Here is a 14,948-nt window from a genome sequence, read left to right as displayed (position 1 = left end):
GACCTGCCGATAAAGCAGCGTGGTCCGATTCGAGCCGCCCTGCTCGCCCTGACGGGCCGCATGAGGCTTGCGGTCTTGTCAGGCGCCGCACTGCTGGCCGTGCTGTCGTCCGGCGAGGCGCGCGCCGAATTCACGGTCTGCAACCAGACGCTTGACGTCGTCAATCTCGCCGTCGGCCAGAAGGTCGACAATGCGGACCAGACCGACGGCTGGTGGACCATCGGCGCAAATCAATGCGTGAACGTCATCCGCGAGGAACTGACGAACCGCTACATCTACATCTATGCAACGGACGTGTTCGGCCATGCGATCCTCACCGGATCGACCGAAATGTGCATCGAGCGGCGGCGTTTCTCGATACGCGGGATCGACGAATGCTGGCAGCGCGGCCACATCGCGGCACAATTTCTCGAAGTCGACACGCTTGAACAGGTGCGGTGGACCTTCTTCCTGACCGGAAGCAATCCGTGACGCACAATATCGACACGAGCTTCAAGCAGAAAAAGCAGGCGCGCGCTGCCCTTCGCAGGCGCACGCTTTGGCGCAGGCTCCTGGCCGGCCTCGCAGTGGTTGTCCTGCTTTCGATCGCCGGCGGTTTCTATCTCACCGCGGACTATTGGTCGTTCGGCGACGAAGACGAGGAGTTGCACGCGGTCGAAGGCGTGGACGATGTGCCGGCCGATGCGTCCGTCTATGTGCCCGCCATTATCGACCTGGCCGGGGACCCGATGTGGATCACCTTGGCGCCCGATGCCGGCGCCGCAACGAAGGGCCGCGTGATCCCGCGCCCGGCGGAACTCGATCAAGCCGACGTTTCGCCCCAGATCGAAATCCTGTCCGACGTCATGCTTAGCGCCAGCGAAAAATTCATGACGACGATACCGTCGACGCAGGAGGATTTTGCCTTCTTCCAGGCGCAGCGAAAGACCACTGCCGCGCCAACCGGCGATCTGCAGAACGATCTTGAGCCATCGCCCGCGGCGGGGGAACCCGCGCCTTCTTCGGACCAGAAGGCGGATGCCGACGATCCCGAAGCCGGCTGGGGTGAAACGATCGATGCGGGCGACGCCGCCCTTCCCGCATTCCAGAAGACCCAGATCGAAAACAACACCAGCGTCGCAGTCGTCACCAATGAGTATCAACGGTTCGAGGCGACCGAAGACACGTTCGTGAAGATCCTCAACGACCGCAGCCTGGACAGCGTAGCGCTCGATGCACATTTCTCCGTCGACGATGCCAAGCTCGCAGGCGAGGCCTTAAAGGCGCTTTTCAACCGGGACGGTCTGGAACCGGGTTATGTCGTTGCCATGCGCGGTTTCAGGCCGACGCGCGAGACGACCACGATGTCCCTCATGCAGGTTTCGATCTATGCCAAGAACGTGTTTGTCGGCACGCTGACGCGCAATGCCGCGGGCGCGTTCGTGTCTGGCGTCGATCCCTGGGTCCGCGAGGATCTGTTCAACTATTCGGGCGCACAGGCGGAAGGCACGCACAAAAGGCAGTACCGTCTGCTTGACGCGATCTACTCGACAGCAGCCCGCAACAGTGTTCCGACCGGGGTGATCGGCGAAGCGATCATGTATCTCTCGAGAGGACAGGACCTGGACGCCTTTGCAAGCGAGGACCAGCGTCTTGTGCTGATCTATTCGCAGACGCCGCGCGGCAAGGAGGAAGGTGCCGGGCGAGTGCTGTATGTGGGCGTCCAGGGCACCGAAAAGAGCCTGGACTGTTTCGTCTTCCAGCAGAGCGACGGCCAGTTCGCGTGCGTCACGGGTGACGATCTGGTTCGTTCGCTGACAGTCACCAACGGCATGGTCACGCCGGTCAACGGGGTCATGACCTCCACCTTCGGGCCACGCAAGCACCCAATCCTCGGGACCGTTCGCATCCACAAGGGCGTCGACTGGGCGGCGCCCGTCGGCACGCCGATCGAAGCGGCCTTCGATGGCGAGATCACTTTCCAGGGCGATGGCGGCAGCTATGGCAATCTGGTGAAGATCTCGCATGGAAACGGGCGCGAGACGCGCTATGCGCACATGCAGAAATTTGCCGTCGCGGCCGGTGTCGGCACCAAGGTGAAAGCCGGCGACATCATTGGCTACATCGGCACCACCGGCCTCTCGACCGGGCCTCACCTGCATTTCGAACTTTATCAGAACGGCGAGGCCATCGACCCCCTGGGCACGGTTACCGCGATCGCGTCGGACGATTCCGCCGTCGAAACGCTCACCGACCGTATCGTGCATGTCGAAAGTGGTGGCAGCGCTCGCGCCAAGAATCCAAATTCTTCAGCGACCGGCGCCGGCCAGTTCATAACCAAGACCTGGATCAGGATGATGAATACCTACCGCCCGGAACTGGCGCGCACGCTGTCGACCGCCGACCTGCTCGCTCTGCGCTACGACGCCACGATCTCGCGTGAGATGGTGCGCAATCTGGCGCGCGAAGGCGAGGCCTATCTTCGGGCGCGCGGTCACCAGATCACCGCCGGCCGGCTGTATCTCTGTCATTTCCTGGGCATGGAAGGCGCGCATCAGGTGCTGTCGGCGACGGGTTCGGCGCAGCTGAGCGCTGTGCTCGGATCAGCCGTCATCCAGGCCAACCCGTTCCTCACCGGCAAGACAGCCAGTTACGTGGTGGACTGGGCCGAAAGGAAAATGGGCCAAAGGCTGAGCCGCGTGGCCACCGACGCCGGCCCACAGACAACGACCACGGAGATCCGCCAGACATCGCCGGAGTTCGAAAAATACAAGCAGGCCATCACGGCCCTCATAAGCTCGGCACAGAATACGCTTTGAACCTGCCGGCGCGGCACGAGCCTCTCAGGTGTTCGTGCTGCCAATTGATACCATGGACATTTTTTTCGGGCCGTTTGTGAACCAGGACTGCGGTCAAGATCACATATGCCCAGGAGCCATTTTTGGCACAGGCGACTCTGTCGCGGACGAAACCTAGCATGTGCAGACATCAACAGCGTGCCCCGGTGGGCGGAGGGCTGATCCATGAAAGCGTTCGCCGTCAATCTGAGCGGGATTATCCTGCTTTTCCTTGCCGCATTCGGCGCCCAGGCTGCCGCCGGCGCCGAGGCTGCCGCGCCCAACGCCAAGCGCGTCGCGCTGGTGATCGGCAACAGCAATTATGTCCATGCGGTTACCTTGCCCAACCCCGCCAACGATGCCCATCTCATCGCATCGACGCTGCGCAATGCCGGGTTCGAGGTGATCGAAGGGGTCGACCAGGACAATCAAGGTATGCACAGCCTGATCAGCCGGTTTACCGAACAATCCTATGATGCGGACCTCGCGGTCATTTTCTATGCCGGTCACGGCATGCAGGTCGACGGCAAGAACTACCTGATACCGGTCGACGCCGAATTGACGTCGCCGGCCTATCTCAAGACCCGCACCATTCAGATCGACGACTTCATGGCTGCGTTGCCGCCCGACCCGGCGGTTGGCGTCATCATCCTCGATGCATGCCGCGACAATCCGCTGGCAAGAACGCTGGCCGCCTCGATGCCGAAGAGCCGTTCCACTTCGTTGGGTACCGGTCTGGCGCCGGTCGAAGCAAAATCGGACGGCATCGGAACCGGCGGCCTCCTGATTGCCTATGCAACGGATCCCGGCGCCATCGCTTTCGACGGCAACGGGGCCGACAGTCCTTACTCGACGGCGCTCGCCAGGCATCTGACAGAACCCGGCGTCGAAATCCAGGGCGCGCTGACGCGCGTGCGCGGCGAAGTGACCGAAACCACGCAAGGTCGCCAGAGGCCCTGGCACAACGCATCGCTCGGACGCGAGGTCTTCCTGGGAAAACCCGTCGCGCCAGCGGCGCCTGCTGCAAATCCCGTGGCCGGCGCATCGAGCGCCGCGGCGACATCCGCTCCTGTCCCTGCTGCCAGTGATCCTCCTTCGTGGGAAGTCGAGCAACGCCTTTGGGACGAGGCTTCCAAGCGCAGTTCCATTCCGTTCTACGAGGCCTATCTCGACCAGTTTCCGAACGGTCGCTTCGCCACTGTGGCGCGGTTGAGCATCAACGAATTGAACGACCCGAAGGCCCAAAACCGGCAGGTCGCGGCACTCGATACGGACCAGGCGAACGCCAGTTCCGGTTCGACCGTGCGCACCTCGGTCGGGGTTCCGGACGCGATGGAGCAGACACCGGGCACCGAGTTCACGGAAAGTGCGCTCGGCCTCGATCGCCAGGGGCGCATCGACCTGCAATTGCGTATCGAAGCGTTGGGCAATGAGCTTGGGCGCATCGACGGAAACATGGGCCCTCAGACCCGTCAGGCGATCGGCATCTGGCAAGCGAAGAACGGTCTCCCGCAGACCAGCTATCTGACGCGCGAGCAACTTGCGTTCCTCGTGATCCAGACAGATCCGATGATGGAAGGCGTGCGCGCCAGATACGCCGCCGATCAAGACCGTGCGGCGCAGCCGAAAAAGCAGATGGTGCAGAAGGTCAGCACGTCGCGGCCGGTGGCACAGAAACCTCGCAAACAACAGAAGGTTGTTCAGAAGCGGCGCAACCGTGAGACCGTAGCGCGAGAGCATTATCTTCCGCCGCGCCAGGACAACAACGACTTCCTCACCAAGGCGCTGATCTTCGGCACCGGTGTGGTCGTGGGCGGCGTGCTCAAGAACTGACAGCCGACATTCGAAGGACCGCCGTGGTTTTGGGCGGCTATTGCGTCTTTATCCGCATTTCCACGCGGCGGTTCACCGGATCGTACGGATTGGGGCTGCGCGGATTCTTTTCGCCCATGCCGATCGCGTTGAGGCGTGCTGTGTCGATGCCGCTGGCCGTCAGGAATGCTGCCACCGATTGCGCTCGTCGTTGTGACAGGCCCTCATTGTAGTGCACCGTGCCAGTGGCGTCGGTGTAGCCTTCGACGACGAAGTTGAACTTGCTCAACCGGTTGTCCTTCAGGGCCTTGGCGAACTCGTCGAGTTCAGCGCGCGCAGTCGGGTTGAGTTCGGCCGAATCCAGGCCGAAATTGATCATCATGTCGAGGCCGGTTTTTTCTCCCGGCGCGTCACCTGCCTTGCTCTTGCTTTTGCACTCCTCCTCGGAGCCGACACAAATTCCTCTCGACTTGCCGAGATCGGCCGCACCGGCAAAAAACTTCACAATGTCTTCTGATTTCTGAACGGGGTCGGCGAAAGCGTGGGTCGAGCAAAACACGACCGCCAACACAAAGGCTGAACTGCTCCACTGCATAGCGGCTCCTCCTGTTTGAGCACCAGATTTCGAGCGGCTGCGATCATACCAAATTCCCAGGCAATTGTCTGTCGACAAACGCTGCGGGCACGACAATGCCGAGAGTTGTTGCCGTGTCACGGGTTGAGACTTGACCCGCGCCGCGCCTGGGGCTTGAGTGGCCGGAGTTCCTCGATGAAAGCGCGGCGGTCATGGCCAATGGGCTCCGATTCAAAACGGCACGGGATCTTTTCACGGCTTGTCCCGCTATTGCCCGGGACATGAGAACCCCTCCAACCGAACAGCAACCGATCGAGTTTTGCCGCGGCCTCCTCGCCGGACGCGTTCCCGAGGAAGCGATTACATTCTGTGCCTACCTGCTTCCCGAGCGGGCCGCGGTCTGGTGGGCCCATGAATGCCTGAGCCACCTGACCGACCTGTTTGATGAGAGCGATCACGAATTGCTCGCTCTTGTCCGCGACTGGGTGGGTGAACCGGACAGTCCCCGCCTTCGGGCAGCCGTCAGCACGGCCGCGGCGACATCGCCAACAACGCCGGTCGGCTGGATTGCCCTGGCCGCGGGATGGCGCGACAATGGTTCGGCCAGGGCCGCGACGATGGCATCGGCCTTGCCACCCTTTCCTGCCGCCCATGCAGTCAATGCCGGGATTCTGGCCGGACTGGCACGTGTCGCGCTCGCGGACCGGCTTTCCGTTCTTTCGGCATTTGTCGAGATGGGCATCCAGATGGCCGAGATCGAGGCGCTGCGCCAATCAGCGGATGCATATTAGAGGGTCCGGCACCGTCCTGCCTTACTTGCAGCCACCTTGAGCCCATTTGGCCAGCGCCACCTTGAAGCGCGTTCCAAGCGGATGCTGCAGGCGCAAGACAGAGACATCGTTGGCGGCGAAATTCTTCGCCTGTTCGCACAGCCGCGCCTCGTTCCATTGATGGCAGCCGTCGCAGTGCTTGCCTTCCCACACTGATTTATCGAGCCCCTCCACCGGGCTGAAGCGCGGTTTGCTCTTGATGAGCTCGGCAATGCTCTTGCCGTCGATTACCGGATCACCGAAATCGATAGGGTGGTTGAAAAAAATGGGGTCGTCCGAGGCAAGCTTCGGGATTTTCTGACGCAGCACATTGAGTGCCAGCTGGGCGTCGTCAGCGGAGCCCGACGGATTTGCCGTGGCGTTGCGCACCTCCGAGCCGCCTTCCGGTTGCGGAGCGGTCGCCTCGCCGACGATCAGCGGCGCATTGAGATCGATCTTGTGCAGGACGACCTCGGTGGTCAGCGAGACATTGATCCAGGGACGCTGCTTGCCGGCGGTTGCCTTGAAGACATCGGCGGTGACGCGGTTCATCGCTTCGGTGATGGAAACATTGGCTTCGCCCATATGCGCGAGCAGCGCCGAAGCGAACGGCGAATGTTCGCCCGACCCGTCATAGGCCACCTGGCTAGGACTGGTGGCGAACGCGACAAGCGTGCCGGCGCCACCGTTCTCGATCGGGATTTCGGCAAGGCCGCTTTTTGCTCCCTTGACGCCGGCGGTCTTTGCCAACACCTCGGCAAGCGGGTTGTCACGACAGGCATCGAGAAAAATCAGCCTTATGCTGGTCTCGCGCGACATCTGCCGCAGAACGAAATCCACCGGCACCGCCTCGAAGTCGAGGGAGGTCTCGTCCTCAAGCGCTGCATCGACCGGGAGAAGGTAGTTGCTGCCTGAAACCTGCAACCCGTGGCCGGCATAGAAGAAAAGGGCGATGTCGGCGCCGCGAACCTGCTTTGCGAACTGTGCGATCGTCGTCTGGGTCTGCAATTTGGTCAGGTCGAAGCCGGAAACGACTTCAAAGTCCAGGCTCTTCAGGCGTTCGGCCATGGCCTGGGCGTCGCGTACCGGATTGGTCAGCGCCGGGGCATGCTGATACTGGGAATTGCCAAGGACCAGCGCAACACGGCGTTCGGCACTGGCAGCCGACAACGTGAAAAGCAGTGCCAGCGCGACAAGCCCGATGCCGCGCATAAGGCGACCGCAACGGGCAATCAGATCGAAACTCACCGGGACAACAGATCCTTCCTCAGTTGACGAGTTTGGTGGCGGAAAACTCGATGCGCCGATTGAGCGCCTTGTTCTTCGGCGTGTCGTTGGCGGCAACCGGATGATCCTCGCCGTAGCCGGTCGCCGTGATCTGCGCGCGAGGAATGCCCGCGGCGACAATGGCGTTGGCAACCGCTTGGGCCCTGCGCTCCGACAAGAGCTTGTTCTCGACAGGCGACCCATCGGAATCGGTATGTCCGGAAACCTCGACCTTCAGGCCCGGGCACTTGCCAACGACACCGACGACCTCGGTAAGCAGCGGGCGGCTTTGGCTGTCGAGCCGCGCGCTCGCCGTTCGAAAATAGATAGCTCCGGTGCGCGACAGCACCGCGAACCTGTTGAGGCACTCCTCGTCGCTGAAGTTGGTCTTCGCCGCATCGGTGGTGACAGGGCCGACATCGGCGGCGCTCGCCGCGACGGTTTGGACAGCGGCCGGCTTGCTGCCGTCTGCGGTGAACACGAAATCGAACGACACCGATGCCGTCGGAACAATATTGGTCACATTGGCGGCCTGCTGGAGCTTGTCGACGTTCGGCAGCAGCCCGAAATCTTCGACATGCACGGCAACAGGAGCCTCTGACGCCACCGACACCATGTTGTCGCTGATCATGGTGACCACGATGTTGGCCTCGAGATCCTTGTCGACGCCGTGCATGTTGAGACGGAATGGAAGAACCGCTTTCACGCGCCGCTTGGTCGCTAGGTCGGCAAATGCCGCGGGATCCACCTTTGCGGTCAATTCAGCGGTCGGAAACTTGAATGTCTCGAAGAAAAGGAACCGCATGCGGACATTGCGAAGGTCGACCCCCGTATCGACCGAATTGAGGTCGAAGCTGACTTTGGCATCACCCGCCGAACTGAGGCTGCCGGAAATATTCCTGATCTTGTTGGTTTCGACGATCGTGTTCTTCTTGACCGACTGATAGGTGAGTACCGAAGCGGTCGGATCGAGCGTCCAGTTCGGCTGCGCGTTCGCGCTTCCCAGTCCGGGCAAAAGCAACACGGAAAGCGCAACGATCAAGCCAAGTGTCTCTATGGCGAGCCAGCTTCTTGACCGTGACTTCCACCAGAATCCGACGACTTCGAACATGGAACCCCCCTGCCTATGACAACAGACTTCCGTATCGACATCACGACCATGCGGTGTCGATGGAGAGCATAGAACACTTGCTCTCGCTTGGCGAGCATCTGCTGATTGCGCGGTGCGCCATTTCCAGGTGACACGAATTTCGGATCCGCCACACCAAAGCGCGTCGCGTCTGAATGATTCAGACGACGCTCTTAGGTCTGTTACGCATGTCGTTCTCCCAAAACCGGAGCCACTTTTGGGCGACATGCATTAGCTAGAAGGCGATTTTCATCCCGAGTTTGGCGCCGACGGTGGAACTGTCGGACGAAGCCTTGCCACGGACTTCGCCGTTGACGGTGGTCAACTCCGACACCTTCAGGTTGAAGCCGGTCGACAGCGCGGCGGAAAAATCGGCATCGTCGAAGTCGATCTCCCTGGTGTCGATTTCGGTCGTGTTCTTGTAGCCGAAACGCTGCTGCAATTCGCCCCGCGCATAGGGGCTGATCACCATGCCGTTGCTCAGCGTGTAATCGCCATAGATGCCGGGCTCGAACTTGATCGCGCCAAAAGAAAGCCGGCTCTTGCCGAACTCGTTGCCGCCGCTGTCGGTGTAGGGATCGCCACGGAACGAAACGCCAAGCAGGCCGCCGCGCAGATCGAAACGGGTGCGCTCGCCCAGCTTGAAGATGTGGCCGACCGATGCCGTAACCGCATAGCCCTCGGTGTCATAGCTGCCGGTGGTGCCGAGCACGCCGCTCGTCACATCGCTTCCGCCGATGAAGCCGGAGGCGGAGACCAGCGCGTAGTTGTAGTTCTTGCGAAACAGCGCGTAGCCGCCGAACATGCCGGCCTTGTTGGTGCCTTCGCCGATGGCGTCAAATCCCCGGAACGCGCCGAGGTTGACATCGGTCGACGCATAGCCGGCGAAAATACCGATGTTCAGGCCATACTCATTGTCGAACTGGAAGTGTTTGGCGGCGTTGAAATCCAGGCTGACTGCGGCCGAAAAATCATTGGCATCGAAGCTCGGGCCGGGGCCATTCAAACCACCGCCACTGATGTCGTAGCCGTCATGCTCGGTATGGGCGAACTGGCCGGAGGCGAAGACGCCGAAGCTGGACGAAACCGGCACCATTGCACCCCCGGTTGCGGGCGAGAGGTTGAGGTCAGCATCGAGCGCATCACGGTTTATGCCGTAGAGGGCGTCGATCGCCACCGTGACCGCGCCGGCGTTGGTGGCGCTGGTGGGCGCCGCGGCAATACCGAAATTGGCCGGCGTGGCACGCAGGAACAAGCCGCCATTCGGGCCAGTTACGACCTCATAGGTGAAAAGCGAACCCGGCGTGCCGGGAATGCCTACGACGCTGAAGGTTCCGGCAATCGGCGCGCCGGTCGAGACGATGAGCGGGATATCGGTCGCCTGGGCGAATTGCGGCGTGCCCAGCAGATTGACGATGATGGTGTTGGCGCCGGTGGCCGAAAACGCGCTGGCAACGAGTTGATCCGACTGCAACGTCTGCTGGTTGATGTCGAGGCTGATACTGGCGCCGTTGAGGGTGAGGCCGCCGAGCGTCAACACGTCGTTGGCTGCACCGTCCGTCATGTTGATCAGCGAATTCGTCGCGACGATCGAACCTGGCATGTTGACGTTGCCGTTGATGAACAGCGTCGAGCCGTTGCCAAGATTGAGCTGGTTGATGCCTTGCGTGCCGCCGCTGAAGCGGAGCGTTGAGGCGTTGGCCGAGAAATTGTCGAAGCCGGTGAAGTTCTGGCTCTTGCCGCCGGCAGCGAGGTCGGTGCCGGTGACGGTGCCGTTGGCGCCCGTGCCGCTGAACAGGACCCCGTCGGCAAGGTTGAGCGGATCGACCGTGCCCACATTATCGATGATCAGCGTGTTGGCGCCGATTCCGGTGATGTTGCCGCCGATCGTGCCGCCGGAGAGATGGACGTGATCCGCGTCGATGCCACCCTCGATGGTGCCGCCGGAAACTGAAACCTGGTCGAATCCGGCACCGCCGCTGACACTGCCGTGGATGGTTCCGCCGGAGACGGCTACGGTATCATCGCCATCGTCGCCCGTTACGTTCCCAGAGATGACGCCGCCGGTGACGGTCATCGTATCGTCGCCCGCCCCGCCGACAACATTGCCGGTGATGGCGCCGCCCGCAACAGACATGACGTCGTTACCTGCATCGCCGTTGAAATTGCCGCCAATCGAACCTGAGAAGAGGCTTAGCGTATCGTTGCCGGTGCCGCCGTTGACCGAACTGCCGATGGTGCCGCCCGAGATGCTGATATGGTCATCGCCGTCATTCCCGGAAACCGACCCAGCGATGGTTCCGCCGCTGATGGTGATTGTATCGTTGCCGAGATCACCGATGATTTCACCGGTTACTGCGCCGCCGGATACAAAAATCCGGTCGTTGCCATCATTGCCTTCGATGAAACTGTTTATCGTGCCGCCGCGCAGATCGATCATATCATTGCCCGCGCCGCCGCTCACGGCGCCGCCGAGCGTGCCGCCGGTCATCAGGAAGCGGTCGTTGCCATCTTCCAGGCCGACAGAATCGACGCCGTCCCCACCCTCACCAAGATCGATCCCAATACTGGCGTTGCCCGAAATCGTGACCTTGTCGTTCTGGCTGCCGGCGAAAATCGAACCGTCAATCCTACCACCGCTCACGTCATAGGTGTTGCCGCCGCCGCCGCCGAAAACCGAACCGGTCACACGGCCCGCGGTCATGGTGAAAATATCGGCGCCGTCGCCGAGGTCGACGATGCCCGGAGCCGCGGTCGTCCCGATGGTGCCGCCGTTGATGTTGACGGTGTCGTTGCCTTCGTTGCCGAATATGCTGCCGCCGATGGTGGCTCTGCCGCCGACCGTTATCGTGTCGTTTCCGATATCTCCATCAACGTAGAGATCGACCGCGGCATTGCCGTTGATCGTGATCTGGTCGTCGCCTGCGTTTCCGGTCACGTAGCTGTGGATCGCGCCACCGCTGATTGCCAGCGTGTCGTTGCCACCGTCGCCGCTCAGACTACCTTCGAGGATGCCACCGGTTATGGTGAAATGGTCGTCGCCGTCGCCAAGCCCGATAGAACCTCCTCCTTCCGAGTCGCCGTAAACTATGGCGCCGTTCTTGATGGTGACGATATCGGCGCCGCCATTGGTGAAAACAGATCCGGTGACAACGCCGCCGGCGCCATCGACGACGCTTGTATCGCTGCCAATGGTGATGGTGTCGATGCCACCTCCGCCGAAGACCGAACCGTGGATTTCACCGCCAGTCATCTCCAGCGAATTATTGCCTTCGCCAAGGTCGATGTCCTGAATGCTGCCGGCCTGGATGACGACCTTGTCATCGCCCGCCCCGGTATTGAGATTGGCCATGACGTTGGGGCCGAATGGCTCGCCGTCGAAATCCCCATATGACATCTCAAACTGGTCGTTGCCGCCAAGGAGTTGGACGGTTCCCGCTCCCGGCTCCAAGGTGGTCGTTACCTCCGACGTTATCGGCGGCAGGCCACTTACGTCGGGCGTAGCCGTAATGTTGTCCAGGATGCCGCCAACGATGTTTACAATGTCGTCGCCATTGCCGTCATAATTGTTGACGATGACAGTCGACGAGCTGTTGTCTTGCCCTTGGTAACCCTTGAACCCTGTCGTGAATGCGCCGTTGATGTCCTGGACATTTCCGGTTGTTGTGCACTTGACCGTGACCGACGTCGTTTCGAACGTCGTCACGGCCGAGATGCCTGAGCCGACCGTTGTCGCGGTGCCGCTCGCGGCAGCGGAGCAGGCTGCCGCGCCAGATATTTGGAAAGTAGATGCTGCCGCCAACGCGAGCAGCGAAACACCTGCCAACTGATAGGCCTCGCGCGGCACTCTCATTCGACTCCACCTTACGAGAAATCGATACCGTCACAAATTAAGGCAATTAAGATAGGTCCCCGACCCATCTGATGGGGCTCGTCGACTTGCTTGACCTTGAGTGTACGTGGCGGGCTGCTCTGCGGCAATGGTTAGACGTTCGCCCTCGGACCACTATAAGGCCATCTGTGGCGAGAAGGTCACTATAGAAAAGCTCGAAGCGAGCTGTTTACACCCATGTTCACAGTTCAAAGGGCACATCTTAGAGATCAGAATAGGCCGCGGAAACGGTCAGGTCTCCCGCATGAGCAACCTTGCGATTGTAGCTTGCCCATATTTCGCCGCCACACTGCTGCGCCCAGCGGTGACAGAAAGAAAAATCGGTGGGCAAATCCACGTCCGGCGTCACGATCTTTGAAAACGGCGTCAGAAAGCTCTCGAACTGTGCGGTGTATTTGTTGTTTCTGTAGCGCGACCGGTTCACCGTTTCGGGCAGTTTCTCGATTATCGTCGTCACGCAGTCGCGGGAAACCAAAAAGATGCCTGTGCCACATAGCGATACCCGGACAAAGCCGCCCATCTCTTCCCGGGGTTCGATGATGGTTCCGAGGAACTCCAGACTCCGCGCAAAGGCCTTGTCGAAGGGCAGTTTCGACAGTGAGTGGAGTTTGCGAAGATCGACCAGGCGCCGGGGATACAAAGTGCCGACCACCGGCTTGTCCAACGCCAGCATCGCCGCGATGAGTTCAGGCGCAAAGCCCATGTCGCTGTCGATCATCAGGATGTGGCTGCAATCCGGCTTGTTGTGGTAGAAATTCGTCAGCAGATAGTTCCGGGAAAACGGGATATCCGTGTACTCGATTTCCGACAGCGCGAAGGCGTAGCTGGACAGGCTCTTGTGGGTCAGGGCCGCGAAGAGGCTACGAACGAACACGCTTTTGTAGGCTGCTCCATAAACCGGCAGCGCAAGGTTGATCTTGATCGGCATCGCGTCCTCCTCAGTCCATCTGAGAGCATACAAACCCGTTTTCCCTATCTTTGACATGATTCTTGGTATAAATTTTTGCAGGCCTTTGGCGGCACGGGGTCCATACGCTCTGGCATGACTGTATTTGCGTGGGGTGCGCTTCGAAGGTTGCAAGACCAGGATTGACGCAGACCGGAACGGGCATACTGATATGACCCATTGCCACAAACTCCTGCTTCGCATCCCGCTGCTTCTGCTTCTCGTGCTTCTTGGCTCGGCTGGCGCTCGCGCCGCGGTCGAGCAGAACCCGTCGCCGCAGCCGCGCAACCGGCTGGCGATCGTCATCGGCAATTCGAACTATCAAAGCACCCGGCTAGAGCATCTCCCCAATGCGGCAAACGATGCCACACGACTTTCGGAGAGCCTGAAACGGCTGAATTTCGAAGTCCTGACGGGAACCGATCTCTCGACCGAGGGTTTCACCAAACTGCTTCGAGACGCCGATGCAAAGTTGCCGACCGCCAGCGCAGTCTTGATTTTCTATGCCGGCCATGGCGTGCAGTTGAATGGTGAAAACTACCTGCTCCCGGTCGATACGCCCGACCCCGAAAGCCTGGAAAAACTGGTGGCCAGCGCCATCAAGCTGAATGACGTCATCGCCAGGTACGCGCGCCGGGACCGCCAGACATTCATATTCCTGGACGCGTGCCGCAACAATCCGCTCGGTCCCGGCGCCGGTGCCGGCAATGGTCTGGCGCAAGTTGACGTCGGTGAGAACACGTTCGTTGCCTTTGCGACGCAGCCCGGCAATGTCACGGCCGATGGCGGCGGCGAGAACAGCCCGTTCACCGTCGCGTTGCTGAAGAATCTCGAGATCCCCGGACTGAGCGTCTCCGACATGATGATCCGCGTCCGCAACGAAACCGAGGCATTGACGGTTGGCCGTCAGGTGCCGTGGGATCAATCGAACCTGCGCGAGCAGTTCTATTTCACGGAGCAGCAGGCACTCGATCCGGCACAGTTGAGCGCAAGCCTTTCGCGAATTCTGGCCGACCCCATCGCCAAGAAGAGATTGCAGGTCGAGCTTGCCTCCAGCGACCTGCAAACTGCCGTGCTCGTCGTCGGGCAGACGTTGCGATCGGTCGAGATTCCGGCACCGTCAACCGGTGCACCCGAGCCGGTCGGCACTCAGGTCGCCAATCTGTCGCCAACTGAAAGCGTTGAAGATGCTCGCCAAAACGTCGTCTCCGGCCTCGAAACCCTCATTGTCGGCGCATCGCCGGGCGAAGCGGAAAAGGACAAGGCTGGCGATCTTGCGCGCAGCATCCAGACGGAACTTCGTCGCCTGGGCTGCTACCGGATGCAGGTTGACGGCGATTGGGGCACCGGCTCCATTCGCGCCCTTACCGACTACTACAGAAACACCAAACAGGTCGCATCGACGACCGAGCCGACCGTCGGCTTGCTCGGCGATCTCTTCCTGCGCTCCGGCAGAATCTGCAAGCAGCCGGTCATCGTAAAGGCCAAGCCGGCTAAAGTTGCGTCGGATGCCGGCCTCTCCCAAACCAGCTCCGGCCGCAAGACTGCGAAACGCTCGCAGGCCGCCCCGCAACGCCCAGCAGCGCCCCCGCCGGACATTGGTGCGGGCATAGGCATTGGTGGCGTGTTCTAGGGATATTGGCGGTCAGGCGCGCATCGTTGCCGCCCTTGATTTCCTGACCGACCCACCATCCACCATCAGGT

The 14,948-nt window shown here is 60.9% G+C and carries 10 protein-coding genes; 5 read left to right on the top strand and 5 right to left on the bottom strand.

What is annotated here, in order from left to right:
* Positions 1-60: 60 nt before the first annotated feature.
* From CGZ66_RS01385 to CGZ66_RS01375, 3 genes are all read left to right on the top strand, one after another.
* Entirely contained in the window at positions 61-471 is a 411-nt protein-coding gene (locus tag CGZ66_RS01385; protein ID WP_167391941.1) for a DUF1036 domain-containing protein, read from the top strand.
* Entirely contained in the window at positions 468-2,798 is a 2,331-nt protein-coding gene (locus tag CGZ66_RS01380; protein WP_095080746.1) for a M23 family metallopeptidase, read from the top strand. The genes CGZ66_RS01385 and CGZ66_RS01380 overlap by 4 nt, the downstream gene beginning before the upstream one ends.
* A 204-nt stretch (positions 2,799-3,002) precedes the next feature.
* On the top strand, positions 3,003-4,649 hold the full coding sequence (locus CGZ66_RS01375; RefSeq protein WP_095080745.1) for a caspase family protein: 1,647 nt from the start codon (positions 3,003-3,005) through the stop codon (positions 4,647-4,649).
* Between the two features lie 37 nt (positions 4,650-4,686).
* On the opposite strand, the gene CGZ66_RS01370 is transcribed toward CGZ66_RS01375, so the two are convergent.
* On the bottom strand, positions 4,687-5,223 hold the full coding sequence (locus CGZ66_RS01370; protein ID WP_095080743.1) for an OmpA family protein: 537 nt from the start codon (positions 5,221-5,223) through the stop codon (positions 4,687-4,689).
* A gap of 191 nt (positions 5,224-5,414) precedes the next feature.
* On the opposite strand from CGZ66_RS01370, the gene CGZ66_RS01365 reads away from it, so the two are divergent.
* Positions 5,415-5,993 (top strand): DUF6931 family protein, encoded by a 579-nt coding sequence (locus CGZ66_RS01365; RefSeq protein ID WP_095080741.1) that lies wholly within the window; start codon positions 5,415-5,417, stop codon positions 5,991-5,993.
* Between the two features lie 21 nt (positions 5,994-6,014).
* Here the strand turns inward: CGZ66_RS01365 and CGZ66_RS01360 are convergent, their stop codons facing one another.
* From CGZ66_RS01360 to CGZ66_RS01345, 4 genes are all read right to left on the bottom strand, one after another.
* Entirely contained in the window at positions 6,015-7,259 is a 1,245-nt protein-coding gene (locus CGZ66_RS01360) for a caspase family protein (RefSeq protein WP_245330960.1), read from the bottom strand.
* A gap of 19 nt (positions 7,260-7,278) precedes the next feature.
* Positions 7,279-8,388, bottom strand: a complete 1,110-nt coding sequence (locus tag CGZ66_RS01355) for an OmpA family protein (RefSeq protein WP_095080737.1) — start codon at positions 8,386-8,388, stop codon at positions 7,279-7,281.
* A gap of 253 nt (positions 8,389-8,641) precedes the next feature.
* On the bottom strand, positions 8,642-12,259 hold the full coding sequence (locus CGZ66_RS01350) for an autotransporter (RefSeq protein ID WP_206073646.1): 3,618 nt from the start codon (positions 12,257-12,259) through the stop codon (positions 8,642-8,644).
* 241 nt (positions 12,260-12,500) lie between these two features.
* Entirely contained in the window at positions 12,501-13,226 is a 726-nt protein-coding gene (locus CGZ66_RS01345; protein ID WP_095080735.1) for a hypothetical protein, read from the bottom strand.
* A gap of 190 nt (positions 13,227-13,416) precedes the next feature.
* On the opposite strand from CGZ66_RS01345, the gene CGZ66_RS01340 reads away from it, so the two are divergent.
* Positions 13,417-14,877: a caspase family protein gene (locus CGZ66_RS01340; protein WP_095080733.1), complete on the top strand. Its 1,461-nt coding sequence runs from the start codon at positions 13,417-13,419 to the stop codon at positions 14,875-14,877.
* The last annotated feature ends 71 nt before the right edge of the window (positions 14,878-14,948 follow it).

Source organism: Mesorhizobium sophorae (genome assembly GCF_002270415.1).
Classification (GTDB): Bacteria; Pseudomonadota; Alphaproteobacteria; order Rhizobiales; family Rhizobiaceae; genus Mesorhizobium; species Mesorhizobium sophorae.
This window is presented reverse-complemented; position numbering and strand designations above follow the sequence as displayed.